The sequence below is a fragment of the Maribacter arcticus genome (assembly GCF_900167935.1).
GTDB lineage: Bacteria > Bacteroidota > Bacteroidia > Flavobacteriales > Flavobacteriaceae > Maribacter > Maribacter arcticus.
Window position 1 is genome coordinate 56,144 of sequence record NZ_FUYL01000001.1, and the last position, 19,315, is coordinate 75,458.

Here is a 19,315-nt window from a genome sequence, read left to right on the forward strand (position 1 = left end):
CCATGCTACAATTGAATGTTAATGACGAAATATCACCATTAAAGGCTGTTGTTTTAGGTATAGCTAAAAGTTCAGGGCCTGTTCCTACAGCTGAAGAAGCGTATGACCCAAAATCCTTGGAGCATATTTTAGCAGGTACTTATCCTAAAGAATCAGATATGGTTCAAGAAATGGAAGCCTTTAGAAAGGTATTTGAGAAGTACAACGTAAAAGTATTTCGACCTGAAGTTTTAGAGAACTGTAATCAAATATTTACAAGGGATATTGCTTTTGTTATAGAGGACAAATTAATAATCTCTAATATTTTGCCAGAACGTGAAAAAGAGGTGGATGCCATATTGCATGTTTTAGATAAAATTGATGATGAAAATATTCTACATCCACCTGCTGAAGTTCATATTGAAGGTGGCGACGTTATGCCATGGAATGAATATATATTTGTAGGTACTTATACCGCAGCAGATTATTCTTCATTTATAACTGCACGAACAAATAAAGCGGCCTTAGCATATTTAACGAAGCAGTTTCCACACAAGACCATTAAATCTTTTGAATTAAGAAAGTCCAATACAGTTGCCCAAGATAATGCGCTACACTTAGACTGTTGCTTTCAGCCTTTAGGCAAAGGGAAAGCCATTTTACATAAGAACGGATTCTTGGTAGAGGAAGAATACCAATGGTTAGTAGATTTTTTTGGTAAGGAAAATATATTTGAAATTGATGCTCAAGAAATGTATCATATGTTTAGTAATGTATTTTCAATTTCTCCTGATGTCGTTGTTTCCGAGCGCAATTTTACTCGCCTAAATAATTGGTTGCGAGATCAAGGTTTTACGGTTGAAGAAATTCCATATGCAGAAATTTCAAAACAAGAAGGGCTATTACGTTGCAGTACGTTGCCACTAGTAAGAGCATAAATTATAAAAAAAGTAAAAAGAAAAATTTAATTAGTACCCAGATATGCAAATAACAAATACCATACTAATGATTCGTCCGGTGTCTTTCAGAATGAATGAACAGACCGCAGTCAATAACTATTTTATGGAAGATATTGATTTGAAGAATCAAGAAATTAATCAAAAAGCTCAAGAAGAGTTTGATGCCTTTGTATCCGCATTAAAAAATAAAGGAGTTAATGTTATTGTTATTGAAGATACAAAGGAGCCTGATACTCCAGACAGTATTTTTCCAAATAACTGGATATCCTTTCACTCGAATGGCGTTGTAGGTGTATACCCCATGTTTGCTGAAAATAGAAGAAATGAGCGTAGAGAGGATATATTCTTAACCTTAGAAGAGAACGGCTTTAAAATAAATGAAGTAATTGATTATACTTCAGCCGAAGATGAGGGGCTGTTTCTTGAAGGCACAGGGAGTATTTTAATAGATAGGGTAAACAAAAAAGCATATTGTGCATTATCGCAACGCGCAAATGAAGATTTGTTTATTGAGTTTTGTGAAGATTTTGATTTCTTTCCAGTAATTTTTACGGCTAACCAGTCTGTTGATGGTAAAAGGTTGCCTATTTATCATACCAACGTAATGATGGCTTTGGCTGAAAATTTTGTAGTAATCTGTACAGATTCTATTGATGATAAGAAAGAAAGGAAGAATGTTCTAGACCATCTTAAGATTGATGGTAAGGAAATAATAACGATTACTGAAAAGCAAATGCATCATTTTGCGGGTAATATGTTGCAGGTTTTAGGCAGTGAAGGTCAAAAGTATATGGTGATGAGTACAGCGGCTTTTAATAGTCTAACTCCAAAACAAATTGCGCAAATAGAGAATCATTGTCCAATTCTTCATAGTTCTCTAGATACCATAGAAACATGTGGTGGCGGTAGTGCACGTTGTATGATGGCAGAGGTGTTTCTTCCCAAAAGCTAGATTTAAACAGACTTTTTAAAGGAGTAAATAATTTTATTGGATTAAAATAAGTGTAAAGGTTTCGCTATCTTCATAAGCATATGATTTTGGCAATGGTATTTTAATGAACTAAAATGAATCTTAAAACTTGGTTTGTTTTTTTGATGATTAGTATTGTAGGTGTGTTGCTTGCCCTAGCAAATACACCTACAATCTTTGAATATCACTTGTTGGAAAATCAGCAATCTGAAATAAACAAATCAGATGAAGCTTTCAACAAGATGATGGATGTTCTTACCCATCAACGCTGTATGAATTGCCATCCCAACGATAATATTCCTAAACAAGGTAATGACCGTCGTCCTCATTATTTCGGAATGGCAAGAGGTGAAGATGATAAGGGATTTCAAGCCACGAACTGTAATACCTGTCATAATTCTGAAAACAATACATATTCAGGAGTGCCTGGTGCGCCACATTGGTCTTTGGCACCCGCTTCAATGGGATGGGAAGGTTTAACCAGATCTCAAATTGCTGAAAGACTTGTAGATAAGAATGCTAATGGACAAAGAAGTTTTGATGAGCTTCTGAAGCATATGACTGAAGATGAATTGGTTCTTTGGGCTTGGACTCCTGGTATAGACCCAAATGGTCAAGAAAGAGAGGTTCCACCTGTGTCAAAAGAAGAATTTAAAAATGCTGTCGAATATTGGTTAGATAATGGTGCAGTTATACCAACTAAATAATTAAAACTTTATGGAAATTTCCTTTACAGTGAACGATGTTTTACAAACGGTTAATGTAGAAGATGAAAATACACCGCTTCTTTGGGTCATAAGAGATATTCTTGATTTAAAAGGCACAAAGTTTGGTTGCGGTAAAGCTGCTTGTGGTGCATGCACATTACATGTAGATGGTGAAGCGGTTCGTTCTTGTTCATATGCCGTAAAATTCGTTCAAGATAAAACTGTGACAACAATTGAAGGGTTGGGTAATCGTGAAAACCCTCACCCGGTTCAATTGGCATGGGTTGAGGAGATTGTCCCACAATGTGGATATTGTCAACCAGGGTTTATGATGGCGACTGCCGCACTTTTAAAAAAAGTGCCTAAACCAACCGATGAGGATATTGACAACAATATAATAAACGTATGCCGTTGCGGTACATATTATAGAATGAGAAAAGCAATTCACAAGGCTGCCGAAATACAAGCTGAAAAAGATACTAATGAATCTAATATGGTGTAAGTGATGGCGGATAATAAAAGTGAATCAAAAAAAGTTTCTAGACGTAAGTTTTTAGTAAGGGGTGGTTTGGGTACCATAGGAGTGGTAGCCATAGGCACCTATATTTTTCGTAATTCCATTCGTCGTGAGATTTTAGGTACGGTAAATTCTCTAGACTTACCGTATACCGATAACACCGACAAGCCCATGATTTGGTTTGAGGTAACTTCTGAAAATAATATTCTATTACATTCTCCAAAGGTTGAAATGGGTCAGGGAACCTTTACCGGTATAGCCCAAATGGCCGCTGACGAACTTTCGGTTTCCATGAGCCAGATTCAAGTGATACACGCAGCTTCGTCTACCGGAAATATAGATAGTTTTGCAACTGGTGGTAGTACATCTATATCTGGATTATGGCAACCATTAAGAGAACTTGCCGCAATGTTACGAGAAATGCTTCTTAAAGAAGCTTCCCGTAAAATGAATGTTGGTATTGATGAACTTACCATAGAAGACGGAATTCTTTCTGGTAACGGGAAAACAATGACTTATGCCCAAGCAGCAGAAGGGGTAGAAAATTGGAAAGTGCCTGATACTCCTGTTTTAAAAAGTTTAAAAGAGTATAAATATATAGGTAAGCCTATTGCTAGGGTAGATTTAGATGCCAAAGTTTTTGGAGACCCAATTTTTGGAATGGATGCCCAAATGCCGGATATGCTTTATGGAGCGGTTGTAAGACCCACTAAAATAGGAGCCAAATTTGTTAGTGCAGATATTAAGCCGGCGGAAAATATGCCTGGTGTTGTCAAAGTTATTGTTGAAGAAGATTTTGTTGGGGTAGTGGCAAATTCCATGCTTGAAGCGGAAAAAGCAAAAGACGCTATTATTGTTACGTGGGAGGGATATGAAGATTTAAATACCGATGCAATCTTTAAAATTATGACGGTTGGTAATGGTAAATCTACTATTATTCAAAAACATGGTGATGCATTAGATAAACAAGATGGTATAGAAACTTTAGAGTTTAGAACTCCTATAGGGGCTCATGCTCAAATTGAGCCAAATGGTGTTGTCGCTTCTGTTGAAGGTGATAGTGCAGTTATAAAAATTTCAACTCAGGTAATAGGACTAACTAGAAAAGAAGTTGCTAGCCGTTTAGGTTTGGATGTTGAAAAGGTAAATGTGATACCTACATATTTAGGCGGCGGTTTCGGTCGTAGACTTCATACACCACATGCGGTGCAGGCCGCTGTGATGTCAAAAGCAGTTGGTAAGCCGGTTAAATATTTTTTCAGTAGAAAGGAAGAGTTTCAGCATGATATGTTTCGCCCTCCTACACATCATATAATTAAGGGAAAATTGAATGCCGAAGGTTATTTAGATGGTCTTGAGCATCAATTTGTTAGTGGAGATGTGGGTAACCATTCTGCTTTAATACCTGATTTTCTGCCTCCTATCATAGGTGCCGATATTGGTGCTATTCGTGGCGGTTTCATTCAATATACAGGCATTCCCAATTTCAGGTCGGTCTACTGGCATGTAAGTTTACCATTTGCTACCAGCTGGTGGCGTAGCCTTGGTTTATTAGCGAATACGTTTGCGATGGAAAGTTTTATGGATGAAATGGCATTGAAGGCAAATAAGAATGCCGTAGACTTTAGACTTGCCCAAATTGGTGATGATTCTATCGGCGTTCGTTTAAAAAATGTAATTAAAGCCGCGTCTGAGAAAGCAAACTATTCTGAAGATATCGCCAATGGTAGAGCTATGGGCTTTGCAGCGTCTATTGATGCTGGTACACCCTGTGCTCAAGTTGTTGAGGTTTCAATTGTAGACAACGAGATTGTTGTACACAAAGTAACCGTTTCCCTTGATCCAGGTTTAGCGGTAAATCCTGATCAGATACGTGCACAGTGCGAGGGTTGTGTTATAATGGGTATGAGTGCAGTGCTTTATGAGCAAATGTATGTGGAGAACGGGGAATTGCAACCTACAATCTATGGGCCATACCAAATGGCATTGATGAAGAATGCACCTAAAGAAATAGATGTGGTTTTGCTTCAAGGCAAAGATACACCTGGGGCTGTAGGTGAACCTCCTTTAGGGCCTATTGGTGCCGCGATAGCCAATGCTGTGAGGCGATTGACAGGTGAAAGACTAACGGAGCTTCCATTAAAACTTTCTAAAACCATGTAGAATACTCTTATTATACTTCTTTTTGATTTGCTATGTTTTTTATCATTCCACCAAAAATGAAATAATGGAATGGTACAATGCTATACCAATACAGTCTACCCTTTAAGCCAAGAGGTCTGAATGTAGCAGTTTGATGGAGTATATTGTTTTCATCTATTCTGAATTCTAACCATGCCTCGCCTGGTAATTTCATTTCAGCAAATAACAATAATCGTTTGGCTTTTTTATCAGCTAAAAGCACTCTCCAAAAATCGAGGGAATCACCGGTATAGATGCGATTAGGATGTGTTCGGCCACGACGAAGACCAACACCGCCAGAAAGCTTATCAATAAATCCTCGAATTTTCCAAAGCCAATTTCCATAATACCATCCGGTCTCACCGCCAATGCTCCAAATACGTTCTAGTACCTCATCAGGATTATTGATTTTTAGTTGTTTAGCATCTTTTAGAACTCCGAATTTAGGTACTTGTATATGCTTTTCTATATTATCATTAAACCTGCCGCTTACCATACTATCTTTCCAACTGCTGATCACCAAGTTTTGTTCTATTTTTTTGAAGGCCATATCTATAGCCTCTATATAGGTGTGCGGTTTAATATTTAGAATTTCTTGTAGTCTTTTATCTTTGGCAATTACCTCTATTTTCATGCTATCTACTAAATTCAAAGCTAGTTTATAAGAGGTTGAGGTTACAAAATATAGCCAATACGAAGACAATTTGGGGGTCATAATTGGTACAGTTAAAATCCAATTTTTGAAACCTCGAGCTTCAGCATATTTATGAAGTATTTCTTTATAGGTGAAAACATCTGGACCTGCAATATCAAAAGAATCGTTGTAAGTTTTCTCATTGCCAAGCACTCCTGTTAGAAAAGAAATAACATCACGGATAGCTATTGGTTGCGTTTTGGTCAATACCCATTTAGGAGTAATCATAAACGGGAGCTTCTCACATAAATCACGAATAATTTCAAATGAGGAGCTGCCAGAGCCGACTATAATACCAGCTCTTAAAACGGTTAGGTTAAAATCACCTTCATAGAGTATATCCTCAACATTTTTACGGGACCTTAGGTGTTTCGATAAAACTTCATCATTTACAATTCCGCTTAAATAAATAACTTGTTGAATATTGGTATAGGCTACAGTTTTATTAAAATTACGTGCGGTGGTAGCCTCAAGTTCATCAAAATCATGAATGGAGGCACTCATAGAATGTATTAAAAAATACGCGGCATCAATATCTTTCGGTAGAATGTTCTCTTTTGGATCTTTTAAAAAATCAATTTCAACCACCTCAATTTGTTCTCTTATCTCCTTATCTACTGATAATCTGGTTTCATCACGAACTGCACAAATTACATGATGGCCCATTTCTAAAAGTAGGGGTAATAGACGCATGCCGATATAGCCATTAGCACCTGTGAGTAATATTTTCATAAATCTTCGATGTATGTTGGAGCATTATCCGCTTTATAAGCAATTATTTTTTTAAAGAATTTCTGTACTGCTTTGGTGTCAGATTCTACCTTTATATAGTAGTGATCCCGATAAATGGAATAGATAGAAGCTTCTCCTTTATAAAGGGATAATTTATAATACGGAATAACCAAAGCAAATGTTTCTAAGAGCGAGCGAAATCGAACAATGATTCCTTTTGGTCGTAATTCAACATTACAGGTGTTCCTATTATTATCTAAAATCAGTAAATTCCTTAGATCAACACTGGTTTCGGTAATGATTAGTTTTGGGGAGCCAATACCATTTAATGCCCAACGTTCTTTTAACGTAAACGGCTTGCCTACCTGCTCATCTACCTTTCGGGTGATTTCTTTATTATTGTAGGATACGTTAACCAGCATGTTCGCTTTATTAGGTAGTTTTTATTAAAGTTAACCAAATGACGAATGAATGCCGAATCTGTTTACCCTAAAAGCCTAAAAAATGATTAGTTTTGCAGGCTTAATTAAACGTTTTGATGAATATTCAAGAGGTACTATCGCAGAAAGTAAAAGAAGCAGTACAATCTATCTTTAGCAAAGAATTGCCATCGGTAGAATTTCAACCAACCCGAAAGGATTTTGAAGGAGATATTACCATTGTGGTATTTCCTATGTTGCGTGTTGTAAAAGGAAATCCTGTTCAAATTGGGGAGCAGTTAGGTGCTTATTTACAGGAGCATGTAGAAGAGGTTTTAGGCTATAATGTCATTAAAGGCTTCTTAAATATTATCATTGATGATGTATTCTATTTGAATTTTTTCAATGCTATTAAAGAAACGCCTCATTTTGGATTTGTAAAAGAATCAAAAGATGCTGTGATGGTAGAGTACTCTTCACCAAACACAAATAAACCACTTCACTTAGGGCACATTCGTAATAACCTTTTAGGATATTCTGTTGCTGAAATATTGAAAGCATCAGGTAAAAAAGTGTATAAGACACAAATTATCAATGATCGTGGTATCCATATTTGTAAAAGTATGGTGGCGTGGCAAAAGTTCGGAAACGGAGAAACACCTGCCTCTACCGGATTGAAAGGTGATAAATTAGTGGGTAATTATTATGTTGCTTTTGATAAAGCCTATAAAGAGCAAATAGCACAATTAGTAGCTGAAGGTATTGACCAAAAAGTAGCTGAAAAAGAAACACCCATTTTACAGGAAGCACAAGAAATGCTTTTAAAATGGGAGGCTGGCGAGCCCGAAACCGTGGAACTTTGGAAAACCATGAACGGTTGGGTCTACAAAGGTTTTGAAGTGACGTATAAGAATTTAGGAGTCGATTTTGACACCCTTTATTATGAAAGTGATACTTACCTGTTAGGAAAAGACGTTGTTGCTGAAGGTCTTAAAAAAGGTGTTTTCTTTAAAAAGGAAGATGGCAGTGTTTGGATAGATTTGACCGAAGACGGATTAGATGAAAAAATAGTACTTCGTTCTGATGGTACGGCTGTTTACATGACCCAAGATATCGGGACAGCTATACAACGTGTTAAGGACCACCCAGATGTTAACGGTATGGTGTATACCGTAGGTAATGAGCAAGATTACCATTTTAAAGTACTGTTCTTGATTCTTAAGAAACTTGGATTTTCGTGGTCCAATAAATTGCACCACCTAAGTTACGGTATGGTAGATTTGCCAAGTGGGAAAATGAAGAGTAGAGAAGGTACCGTTGTAGATGCCGATGACCTTATGGCCGATATGACCCAAACTGCTGCAACCATTTCTGAAGAGTTAGGGAAGCTTGAAGACTATAACGAGGAAGAAAAGCAGTCGCTTTATAAAATGATTGGCTTAGGTGCTTTAAAATACTACATTTTAAAAGTAGATCCTAAAAAACGAATTTTATTCGACCCGGAAGAATCGGTAGATTTTCAAGGGAATACTGGTCCGTTTATTCAATACACGTATGCTCGAATTCAATCTATTTTAAGAAAGGCGGAGAGTATGGGCATTGATATAAAGAACGATGCCAAGATTTCAGAACTTCACGGTAAAGAAAAGGAATTGATAAAGCAACTTCAATTATTTCCAGATACCATTCAATTGGCAGCTGATAATTATAGTCCGGCATTGATTGCCAATTACACTTACGATTTGGTGAAAGAATTCAATTCTTTCTACCAACAAGTTTCGATACTAGGGGAGGCTGACGATGAGAAAAAGATACTACGCGTGCAGTTATCCAAAAAGGTTGCTGAGGTAATTCAAGATGCATTCAAATTATTAGGTGTTGAAGTGCCTGAGCGTATGTAATAAAAAAAGACCGCCGAAGCGATCTTTTTCATAGCAACTTAAATAATTAACCACCTAAATTAGGTTGCAAAGATGTTATGTAGTTTTCTTGGCCGCAACAGCTGCACCGTATACAACCAGTCCAAATCCTATTTTGTTAATAGCATCTCCAATGTTATAAATGACATCCATATTAAGACCTAGATTGCCAAGACCTTCATACCAACCAGGTGTGCCTGCCATATATCCTAATGGATAAATTGCCCATCCAACAAGTACGAACCAACAGAGAGTTTTGTGTGCAGTTAAAACAGCGCCACCTGCTTGTTCCGCTAATTTCTTGGCGCTTCCAAACCATATTTCATAAACAATATAGAAATAAGCAAGACCTGAAATTAAACCCCAAACGGCTGGACCAGTACCTGTATTGTATACTGCTTCTCCAAAATAACCAGTAACAAGCATAACTATAGATGCAGCAATAAGTTTCCACATAAGGGATTTTTTTGCGCCAGCAACTTTTAGTATAAGGTAAAATTCAACACACATTAAAGGTACTGTAAGTACCCAGTCTACATATCTAAAGAAGGTTGGAGATTCGCCTACTGTTGCCCAATAATCTCGCATATACCAATAATGGACCGCGGCAATAAATGTAATAAGACCAGAAACCAGAATAGATGTTTTCCATTTAGTGTCAAAATCGTTCATTGAAAAGAAAAAGAAGGCAGATGCAGCCATCATGGCCATACATCCAACAAAGAACGTAAAACCAACATAGTCATTGGATAACATTTTAGTTGCCAATGAAATTGAAGTAATAAAATTTTCCATAATCAAAGTTTTTTTAAATTGTTTAAGTAAATTTACTAATAGTTAAACAATTATTGTTTAATAAAATTGTTAAAATATTGAACAAAATAAAAAATAAGCATATTGATTTTCCGAACTTGGACAGTATAATAATTGTAGGGACTTTTTTTTCACTATGGTTAGCAGTCATTTTTGAAGACGTGATAGAACATGTTATGGCCTATATATTTATTCTTTCTTTTGGAATTTTGCATGGGGCAAATGACCTTAACCTTATTCAAAAGGCTGAAAGCAAAAAGAAATCGACTAGAAATTACATAAAGATTCTGTTATATTATGTCCTTTTTGTGTTTGGTAGTGTATTGATTTTTTACTTAGTACCAAGCTTAGCATTGGTTGTGTTTGTGCTATTCAGTGGTTATCATTTTGGAGAACAGCATTTTATTTCTAAGACCATTAGAGCATCCTTTAAAACTAATGTGCTTTATTTTGCTTACGGTACTTTTATTCTCTTTCTCCTCTTTAATTCAAATAATTTATCAACATCTGAAATTATTAAAACCATAATAGATTACTCTATTCCTATTTCTGTATTTAAGGTTGGATTACTAATAAGTGGAATAATTTCGGCAGCTTTTAGTCTCATATTGGTATTGAAGAATGAATTAAAAATTAACCCGATAAAAGAGCTATTTTTTATAGGAATATTTTTTGTGGTTTTTAAAACAGCCTCTTTGTTATGGGGATTTGCTATATATTTTGTTTTATGGCATTCCATACCCTCCCTGTATGACCAGATATTCTTTTTGCATGGTAAGATTAATAAAAGGTCGTTCAGGTCATTTGTGGTAACGTCACTACCATATTGGTTAATTTCTGTTGCTGGACTGCTTTTCTTGCTTTTTCTATTTAGGGATAATTTAGAAAAGTCTTTGGCTTTCTTTTTCTCTTTTTTGGCAGCAATAACCTTTCCACATGTGTTGGTTATTAAAAGGTTGAATCAAAATCAAAATCAAAACTGAACTCTAAAACTAGCATTTGGCGTTAAGCCTAATGATATACGTTCAACAGTTTCTATACTATTATCATCTTTCAGTCTGTAATAGGTATTTAAGGTGTTTTTTCTATTGGTGAAATTTAGAATTGAGGCACCTAATGTTCCTTTTAATTTATCACTTAATTTAATGGTGTAGACTGCAGAAAAATCTGCTCTAATATATTCAGGTAATCTACTACTATTTGAACTTTCGTAATTTATCTCATTGGGGAATACGTTATTATTTACTGGCTCATTATCGTTCGGTTGTGTGTAAGGTTTGCCAGATTTAAAGTTGAGTCCGCAACCTAGTTTTAAATTTCCGATAGTATAATTTCCAGCTAGTGTGATGGAATGTCTTATATCTAAATTATTAGGAAAAGATGTTGGTATTAACGCATCAAAAGTATAATCGTTTTTATTGTAGGTGTAGCTCAGCCAAGCACTATACACATTGTTTTTAGTATTGATTAAAAATTCTAGTCCTTTTACGGCATAAGACCCTATTTCACCATCAAATTGATTCTGATTTTGAAATCCTTGGGTATAAACATTAATACCATCTACTTTTTTGTAAAACCCGTCTATACCCAAATAGAATGTATCGGTATCGTAGTTAAAACCAATGGAACCTTGTTTGCTTTTGGTTAATGGTAATGCATCACCATCAGATAAAATCCAACGTCTTTTTTCAATACCAAGAAAATTTTGTTCTAAGTCAATTATTTGATTGGTAGCCTGACTTTTAAACTCTCCTAGAAGCTGTGTTTTGAAATTAGAAAATAATTCATAGGATAGATTAATACGTGGTTCAAAAATATACTCTTTAAAAGTATTTATATTTTCGAAATAATTTAAACGCCCCCCCAACATACCATAGAATTTTGAATTTTCAGAGGTGTATTTGAGTTCAGAAAACAAGGCATGTTTACGAATAACTCCTTTTATATTGCTGGCAAATGGCGGTTGGTTAATATTGGTTCTATTTTCGATTCCAGTTTCGGTTAATTCGTAACCGTTTATCCAATCAATGCTTTCTAATACTTTATAATTAGTGATTAATTTAATGCTAGATTCTTTTACAAGGTTGTTCTGATTTAATTCTTGCGATTCATTATTGGTAACCGTAATCGCATCTAAGCCATATTGGGTATAATAAAAATGTAAATCGGTGGTGAAAACATCTGTCCATTCGCTTTTAAATTGCGACCCAATTGAGCTATTGTCTTGATTTAAACTACTTCGATTTGGAGTGCTATAGCCTTCAATGTTTTCTAAGTAATTTAAATTATTACTCATATTAATCATACTTACCTGAAGTTGGTGGTAGGGATTTATTTCGTAGATAAGCTTTGCTGTAAAGTCATAAAAATAGAATTCACTTTCTTGGTCTACTTCACTATCCTGAAATGCTTTATCTGAGAAAGTAGTATATGTAGGTGTGTTTAAAAAGTCAGTATAAGACCTACGAGCAGAAATTTGTATTGCAATATTTTCTTGTATAGGAATATGCCCGAAAATATCCCCTGATATTAAGTTAAACCCTGCGTTACCTCTAACGTTTAACGGAATTTTATTTGAGGTTTGCATAGCTATAGTGCCACTCAATCCGTCTCCATAAGCCGCAGAAGTTCCATTTTTTATAACGTTGACATTATTTGTCACATACGGATTGAAGGCAGATATTAAGCCAAAAAAATGCCCTGTTTGGTACATTTTAATTCCATCCCATAAAATTAGATTTTGGTCATTTGTGCCTCCCCTTACATTAATATCAGATACGGTTTCATCAACACTCTTTATGCCAGGAAGCGCTTGAACGGTTTGTAGCACATCTGGTTCGCTTACGCCAGGTAATATTCCGAATTTTTCAATGTTCAGCTCAATACTAGCATCTTTTAATTGATTGAGACCTGTAGTTAGGAATTGTGAAACGACCACTTCATCTAGCTCTTGATAACTTAAGGCCATGGCTATTTTTTTACAATCGCCAGTATTAGCCAAATCTTTGGCTTCGATGAACATAGGTTTATAACCTATATGCTTAATCTGAACTATTGAATTTTTTGGGATATTTTCAAAATTAAATTTACCGTTGGTATTTGTAATACTAGCTAATTTTGATTCAAATATTTCAACAGTTGCCCCTGGTATGGTATTTTCTTCGAAATTATCAAGGACATAACCGCAAATTGAAATTGTAGAAGTGTTCGTTAATGAATAATAGCGGTCATTTAATTTAATAATAGTTAAATCTGTTGTAGTTCGTATATACTCTAGAGTAGGCTTAAGGGCATCATATTTAGGTTTAGTTAGGCGAATTGAATAAACATCTTTATCAGCGTAGGAAAACTTAACATTGTGCTTGGTTTCTAGCTCTACTAGTAAATCTGTTAGTAATATTGAATTGTCAGTTGTGTTTTGAGCAAGACAAGACATGCCGCAAAACAGCAAAGAAACCAGAAAAATTAAATTGTTAAGGTGCTTTTTCGTCATAGAACAGCACTTTATTCCCATCTAAGTTAAACTTAATTTGTAAAGGAACACTTATGCTTTTAAGGGCGAGTTCTAGATTTTCATTACTAAAAGATCCAGAGAATAGTTGCGAGGTGTTAATATTTTTAGTGGTAATCTTAATGTTATATTGACGTTGTAATTCATCTATTACATAATTTAACGGAATGCTTTTAAAAGAACTTTCGTTCGATAACCAAGTAGGTTTTCCATTAATGGCTGCTTTTAACATGGTGCTTTTTCCATTTAGCATTAACAATGAGTTGCCGGCTGGTAATTGTGTTTCTTTCCCATCCATTGTTACACTTACTAAACCTTCGAAGCAAGTAACCTCAAAATATTCTTTTCTTGTTTCTACATTAAATTGTGTACCCAATACGGTTACCAGTCCCTGGTCTGTAGCTACGGTGAATTTTTGCCCTTTAGCTACTTTGAAAAAAGCTTCCCCTTTAAGGTTGACATTTCTATTAGATTCCCATTTATTTTTACTGAAAGTTAATTCTGACTCAGCGTTCAAAATAACTTCAGAGGTATCTGGTAATGAAATAGTTTTGTTTTCGGCATAGTCTGTGGTAAACGACTCGCTTAAAGTGCTTAAGTAGAAGAATGAACCCGTCAGTAAGACTGCAATGACAGCGGCAACACGTAGAAACTTCTTAAACGGAGTTAAGATGAATACTTTAGTGTCTTCGGCAGTTTTGAGTGGTTCAATTGAGCTCCATGCTTTATCCATATCAAATTCAGGAGCCTCAAGATTTGAAGCGGAATCCTTTATTTTTTGATATGTTTCAAAAGCTTCCGATTTTTTGAATTCAGCCAATTCAGCCTCAGTCAACTCATCGTTAAGCCATTTTGCTAAGTAATTTTCTTGCATGTTTTTAGCTTTATAGTATAGTAACAACTACTTAGAGCAATACCCTACTCTTTTTTTAATTTATTTTATTAACCATCAAATTCCATCAATCTTTTCTCTTAGGCTTTTAAGGGCCAAATGCATTCTTTTTTCAATAGCTTTAATGCTTACATCTTCCATTTCGGCAATCTCCGCATATTTTTTACCATCAATCCTATTTAATAAAAAAGTAGTACGTTGATTTTCTGGCAAATCGTTTAAAGCATTGTCAAGCTTTTGCTTGAATTCATTTTCTTCCATAATGAATTCAGGCGATTCATTAGTCGTTTTTAAGGTGCTGTCTGCATACTTTAATCTTACTTTTTCAGCCTTAATAACATTCAAGTATAAATTATTGGCAACAGTATATAAGTAGGATTTAGCTTTGTCTGGACTAACCTTTGAGCAATTTTCCCAAAGTTTGACAAATGCTTCTTGAACAGCATCATTGGCTTTTTCTTCGTTTCCGAATTTATAAAATATATAATTGAAGATGGTTTTAGACGTTTCATTAAAAACCCTTTTATATATGGCCTCCTCACAGACGTTTTGTTGTTGATTTAATTTCAATGGGTCTCTTTTTGTCAAATATATTTTAAAAAAAATTAAAAAGTAGGTAGGGTATTTTGAAAGTGGAATGTTTTAGATGTATAATAACGAAAAATACCAAGTCATTATGAAAAAGTTTTTTAAATATACAATGTACGTTAGCCTACTAACAGTTGCATTAAGTTTCACCTCATGTCAAGATGAGTTTGAAGAAATAAATACTGGTACAGAGCCTCAGGCTATTACCGCAAATTCTTCAACAGCACAATTAATTCAACATACATCGTCTAATGATGGTTCTTTTGATAACATTGTTGACGGTACAAGTTGTTTTGATATTAAATTTCCATATATAGTTGAGGTAAATGGACTGGAACTTACAATAGATTCTCGTGAAGATATTCATCAAATAGAAGAAATTTTTGATGCAATTGATGATGATCTTGATTTCTTAGAAATTTTATTTCCGATAACCATTACTGCTGGAGATTTTTCGGAAATCACCATTAATGGATTACAAGATTTACGAGAATTGGCTGCTGAATGTAAAGAAGGTGGCGATGATGACGATATTGAATGTATTGATTTTGTGTACCCAATGACCATATTTACATTCAATGTAAACTTAGAGCAAACTAGTAATGTGATTGTAGAGAGTGATCGCGAATTAAGAATTTTCTTTAAAGACTTAGATGAGAACAAGCTTATTAGTTTTGACTTTCCTATTTCCTTGAAATTATATGATGACACTACAATTACGGTAGAAAACAATGAGGAATTGGCTAGAGTAATCGAAAATGCAAAGGATGTTTGTGATGAAGACGACGACGATGATTACAACGATGATGATTTTAATGAAGCTAGTTTTAATGATAAATTGGTAGAGTGTGTTTGGTTCGTGAAAGAATTTAAAAGAAATGATATTGACCAGACTGTTCAGTATGTAGATTATATACTGAATTTCAAGGAAGATGGAACAGTAATTACAGGCTTTAGAGGGGCTGCCACCATAGCGGGCACTTGGAGCACAACGGTTGGGGATGATGGTGCTAAGTTGAACATGGAGTTTGAAACCTCTGTAGATTTTAATTTAGAATGGAATGTTTACGATATTGGTGATAACAGGATCAAATTATTTAATGGTGAAAGTAACCGTATTATAATGAAACAAATCTGTGAAGAAGATTTGGCTGAGGCTAACCCTGATTCATTAAGAGAAATTCTTAAGGAATGTAGTTGGGTCATCAAAAAAGTACAACAACAAGGTGAGGAATTAGATAGATTACTAGGGTATGAATTTAATTTTATGGCAGAAGGTGTTATTACCTTGAGTAATGGTGTAAACATATCAGAAGGTACTTGGGAAATAGCCCTAAATACAGAACAGAAATTGGTTATGGCCATTACGATGGGTGAAGAACCAGGCGTAAGTTTTGAGTGGCCAATTCGTGAAATGGCTAATAATAGACTGAAATTTGAAGTTGATGAGATAGGGTATGAGCTTGTTATGCAACGTGTTTGTGATAACAATAATACAGATGGTGACGTTGCCGAAATAAGAAACTTCATGATAGGTGGAGAATGGGTTGTAGCATCTTACGTAGAAGGGGATGTAAACATGACCGATATGTATGGTGGATATAGTTTAGGATTTATGGCTCAAAATCAAGTTTCTATAATGGAAGGTGGTCAAGCTTTTGGATCTGGACTTTGGAGAGTACTTAGAAATAGTGATGAAAAACTAAAAGTATACCTCAATTTTGGAGAAAATATGCCTTTTAATGAATTAACCGATGATTGGGATTTTGTTTCTGTAGTTGATGGAAGAATTGAGTTAAAGGATATCAGTGGAGATGGTACCATTACCACGTTGGTATTAGAAAAGTAAAATAAAATTAAGGCATCCATAAATATACCGTCAACAGTAAAGAGTTGGGCCTCGTTGGCGGTATTGATGGAGGTTTTAGTTCAGGAGTTTATGAAAATGTAATTCCTTTTTTGCCCCACAAGTAACTTTAGAGCATCCATTTTTTAATGGGTGCTCTTTTGTTTTGTATATTTTGGGGTTCTTGCTGCAGAATTAGCATTGATATTATTAAATTTGTACCCCCTTAAAAAAGAAAAGAATGTTCGATAATTTAAGCGATAAGCTAGATAAAGCTCTACATGTACTAAAAGGTCATGGTCAGATTACAGAAATTAATGTTGCCGAAACTACCAAAGAAGTACGTCGAGCCTTATTAGATGCGGATGTTAACTTTAAAATAGCCAAGGAATTTACCAATAGGGTTAAAGAAAAAGCTTTAGGGCAGAATGTTCTAACCACTTTGCAGCCAGGCCAGTTAATGGTCAAAATTGTAAAGGATGAGTTAACACAATTAATGGGTGGTGAATCTGAAGGAATTAATCTTTCGGATAATCCTTCTATTATATTGATGTCAGGTTTGCAAGGTTCTGGTAAGACAACCTTTTCAGGTAAGCTTGCGAATTTTTTAAAGACAAAAAAATCTAAAAATCCATTGTTGGTCGCTTGTGATGTTTATCGTCCTGCGGCTATTGATCAGTTACATATTGTTGGAGAGCAAATTGGCGTACCGGTTTATTCGGATCGTGATAATACCGATCCAGTTTCCATTGCAAAAGCTGGGATAGCAAAAGCAAAGGCAGATGGTTATAATGTTGTAATTATCGATACGGCTGGTCGTTTGGCGGTTGATGAAAAAATGATGGCAGAGATATCTGACATTCATAAAGCGATACAGCCTCAAGAAACTTTATTTGTTGTCGATTCGATGACAGGGCAAGATGCTGTTAATACAGCTAAAGCTTTTAATGATATTTTGAATTTTGATGGTGTTATCTTAACCAAATTAGATGGTGATACTAGAGGTGGTGCAGCTATATCTATCAAATCGGTTGTAGATAAACCAATTAAATTCATTGGTACTGGTGAAAAGATGGAGGCGATTGATGTCTTCTACCCATCACGTATGGCAGATCGTATCTTGGGTATGGGTGATGTTATCTCACTTGTAGAGAGAGCACAAGAGCAGTTTGATGAGGAGGAAGCTAGAAAGATTCAGAAGAAAATCGCCAAAAATAAATTCGGATTCGATGATTTCCTGAGCCAAATTCAACAGATCAAGAAAATGGGTAATATGAAGGATCTTATGGGTATGATACCTGGTGCAGGTAAAGCTCTAAAAGGTTTGGATATTGATGACGATGCTTTTAAGCATATTGAGGCAATAATTTATTCTATGACTCCTGAAGAGCGTTCTACGCCTTCAAAATTAGACGCAAGTAGAAAAAAGAGAATTGCTAAGGGTGCCGGTAGAGAAGTGCAAGAAATAAACCAATTATTAAAGCAGTTCGACCAAATGAGCAAAATGATGAAAATGATGCAAGGTGGTGGCGGTAAGAAGATGATGCAGATGATGGGCGCCATGAAAGGAATGAAATAGTAAACGAGCAACACTAACTTAAAAGAGACGGATATGGAATTATTGGATGGTAAAAAAGTATCCAATCAGATAAAAGAAGAAATCAAGGCTGAGGTTGCCAAGATGAGAGAAAGAGGTGAAAAAGTACCTCACCTAGCTGCAATCATCGTAGGTAATGATGGTGCGAGTTTAACTTATGTAGGTAGTAAAGTGCGTTCTTGTGAGCGTATTGGTTTCGAGTCTACTCTTATACAAATGCCTAGTACGACTTCTGAGCAAGAGTTATTGAAAAAGATAAAAGAATTGAACCTTGATGATGATATCGACGGTTTTATTGTTCAGTTGCCTTTACCAGAGCAAATAGATACGCAAAAGGTAATTATGGCCGTAGATCCAGATAAGGACGTAGATGGTTTTCACCCTACCAATTTTGGTAAAATGGCTTTAGATATGAGTACCTTTATACCAGCGACTCCTTTTGGTATTCTAGAATTATTGGAGCGTTATAAGGTTGATACCAAAGGTAAGCATACGGTTGTTATTGGTCGTAGTCATATTGTAGGTAGACCAATGAGTATTTTAATGGGTAGAAAAGGTTGGCCAGGAAATTCTACGGTTACCTTAACACATAGTCACACCAAAAATATAACTCAAATTATTTCACAGGCAGATATTGTAATATCTGCTTTGGGTGTTCCAAATTTTCTTAAAGCAGAAATGGTGAAAGATGATGCGGTGGTTATCGATGTAGGTATCACAAGAGTGCCAGACGAAACAAAAGAAAAAGGGTATTACATTACAGGAGATGTTGATTTTGAGAATGTAAGTAAAAAAGCATCTTTTATTACCCCCGTTCCTGGTGGGGTTGGTCCTATGACTATAGCGATGTTGTTGAAAAATACATTACTGGCACGTGAAAGACACAGAAGTAGAAACTAATAATTTGTAAATTACAATAAAAAAATCCGATAAGTATTGTCGGTTTTTTTTATACTATATGTCTTTTGATGAATCATTAGACTCTTATCAT

The 19,315-nt window shown here is 35.3% G+C and carries 16 protein-coding genes; 10 read left to right on the top strand and 6 right to left on the bottom strand.

Translation table 11 applies throughout. From position 1 onward, the window contains the following. Window positions 1-2: 2 nt before the first annotated feature. The 5 genes from B5X55_RS00315 to B5X55_RS00335 all read left to right on the top strand — a co-directional run bounded on the left by B5X55_RS00315 (window position 3) and on the right by B5X55_RS00335 (window position 5,295). Window positions 3-917 (top strand): dimethylarginine dimethylaminohydrolase family protein, encoded by a 915-nt coding sequence (locus tag B5X55_RS00315; RefSeq protein ID WP_079510410.1) that lies wholly within the window; start codon window positions 3-5, stop codon window positions 915-917. Window positions 918-960: 43 nt separating this feature from the next. Further along, entirely contained in the window at window positions 961-1,890 is a 930-nt protein-coding gene (ctlX, locus tag B5X55_RS00320) for a citrulline utilization hydrolase CtlX (protein WP_079510411.1), read from the top strand. Window positions 1,891-2,003: 113 nt separating this feature from the next. Next, on the top strand, window positions 2,004-2,615 hold the full coding sequence (locus B5X55_RS00325) for a hypothetical protein (protein WP_079510412.1): 612 nt from the start codon (window positions 2,004-2,006) through the stop codon (window positions 2,613-2,615). 10 nt (window positions 2,616-2,625) lie between these two features. Beyond that, a complete protein-coding gene (locus B5X55_RS00330; RefSeq protein WP_079510413.1) occupies window positions 2,626-3,117 on the top strand; it encodes a (2Fe-2S)-binding protein in 492 nt (163 codons plus the stop codon). 3 nt (window positions 3,118-3,120) lie between these two features. Continuing rightward, window positions 3,121-5,295 carry a xanthine dehydrogenase family protein molybdopterin-binding subunit gene (locus B5X55_RS00335; RefSeq protein WP_079510414.1) on the top strand — a complete coding sequence of 725 codons (2,175 nt, stop codon included), beginning with the start codon at window positions 3,121-3,123 and terminating at the stop codon, window positions 5,293-5,295. Window positions 5,296-5,305: 10 nt separating this feature from the next. Here B5X55_RS00335 and B5X55_RS00340 read toward each other — a convergent pair whose 3' ends face one another. After that, window positions 5,306-6,739, bottom strand: coding sequence for an SDR family oxidoreductase (locus tag B5X55_RS00340; protein ID WP_079510415.1), 1,434 nt, complete (start codon window positions 6,737-6,739; stop codon window positions 5,306-5,308). Then, window positions 6,736-7,161, bottom strand: coding sequence for a hypothetical protein (locus tag B5X55_RS00345; RefSeq protein WP_079510416.1), 426 nt, complete (start codon window positions 7,159-7,161; stop codon window positions 6,736-6,738). The genes B5X55_RS00340 and B5X55_RS00345 overlap by 4 nt, the downstream gene beginning before the upstream one ends. A 116-nt stretch (window positions 7,162-7,277) precedes the next feature. On the opposite strand from B5X55_RS00345, the gene argS reads away from it, so the two are divergent. After that, a complete protein-coding gene (gene argS, locus B5X55_RS00350; protein WP_079510417.1) occupies window positions 7,278-9,059 on the top strand; it encodes an arginine--tRNA ligase in 1,782 nt (593 codons plus the stop codon). A 75-nt stretch (window positions 9,060-9,134) separates the two neighbouring features. Here the strand turns inward: argS and B5X55_RS00355 are convergent, their stop codons facing one another. Then, a complete protein-coding gene (locus tag B5X55_RS00355; protein ID WP_079510418.1) occupies window positions 9,135-9,872 on the bottom strand; it encodes a bacteriorhodopsin-like in 738 nt (245 codons plus the stop codon). A 77-nt stretch (window positions 9,873-9,949) separates the two neighbouring features. Between B5X55_RS00355 and B5X55_RS00360 the strand changes: the two genes are divergently transcribed. Continuing rightward, a complete protein-coding gene (locus B5X55_RS00360; RefSeq protein ID WP_143814368.1) occupies window positions 9,950-10,873 on the top strand; it encodes a Brp/Blh family beta-carotene 15,15'-dioxygenase in 924 nt (307 codons plus the stop codon). On the opposite strand, the gene B5X55_RS00365 is transcribed toward B5X55_RS00360, so the two are convergent. From B5X55_RS00365 to B5X55_RS00375, 3 genes are all read right to left on the bottom strand, one after another. Continuing rightward, window positions 10,864-13,383 carry a TonB-dependent receptor gene (locus B5X55_RS00365; RefSeq protein ID WP_079510420.1) on the bottom strand — a complete coding sequence of 840 codons (2,520 nt, stop codon included), beginning with the start codon at window positions 13,381-13,383 and terminating at the stop codon, window positions 10,864-10,866. The genes B5X55_RS00360 and B5X55_RS00365 overlap by 10 nt on opposite strands. Continuing rightward, complete coding sequence (locus tag B5X55_RS00370) at window positions 13,364-14,275, bottom strand: FecR family protein (RefSeq protein WP_079510421.1); 912 nt, start codon at window positions 14,273-14,275, stop codon at window positions 13,364-13,366. Before B5X55_RS00370 ends, B5X55_RS00365 begins: the two co-directional genes overlap by 20 nt. A 75-nt stretch (window positions 14,276-14,350) precedes the next feature. Continuing rightward, window positions 14,351-14,863 (bottom strand): RNA polymerase sigma factor, encoded by a 513-nt coding sequence (locus B5X55_RS00375; protein WP_079511060.1) that lies wholly within the window; start codon window positions 14,861-14,863, stop codon window positions 14,351-14,353. A 106-nt stretch (window positions 14,864-14,969) separates the two neighbouring features. On the opposite strand from B5X55_RS00375, the gene B5X55_RS00380 reads away from it, so the two are divergent. From B5X55_RS00380 to B5X55_RS00390, 3 genes are all read left to right on the top strand, one after another. Then, on the top strand, window positions 14,970-16,730 hold the full coding sequence (locus B5X55_RS00380) for a hypothetical protein (RefSeq protein WP_079511061.1): 1,761 nt from the start codon (window positions 14,970-14,972) through the stop codon (window positions 16,728-16,730). 238 nt (window positions 16,731-16,968) lie between these two features. After that, window positions 16,969-18,306: a signal recognition particle protein gene (ffh, locus tag B5X55_RS00385; RefSeq protein ID WP_079510422.1), complete on the top strand. Its 1,338-nt coding sequence runs from the start codon at window positions 16,969-16,971 to the stop codon at window positions 18,304-18,306. A 33-nt stretch (window positions 18,307-18,339) separates the two neighbouring features. Then, the gene (locus B5X55_RS00390; RefSeq protein WP_079510423.1) at window positions 18,340-19,224 is read left to right on the top strand and encodes a bifunctional 5,10-methylenetetrahydrofolate dehydrogenase/5,10-methenyltetrahydrofolate cyclohydrolase; all 885 of its coding nucleotides are present in this window, start codon (window positions 18,340-18,342) and stop codon (window positions 19,222-19,224) included. Window positions 19,225-19,315 lie beyond the last annotated feature (91 nt).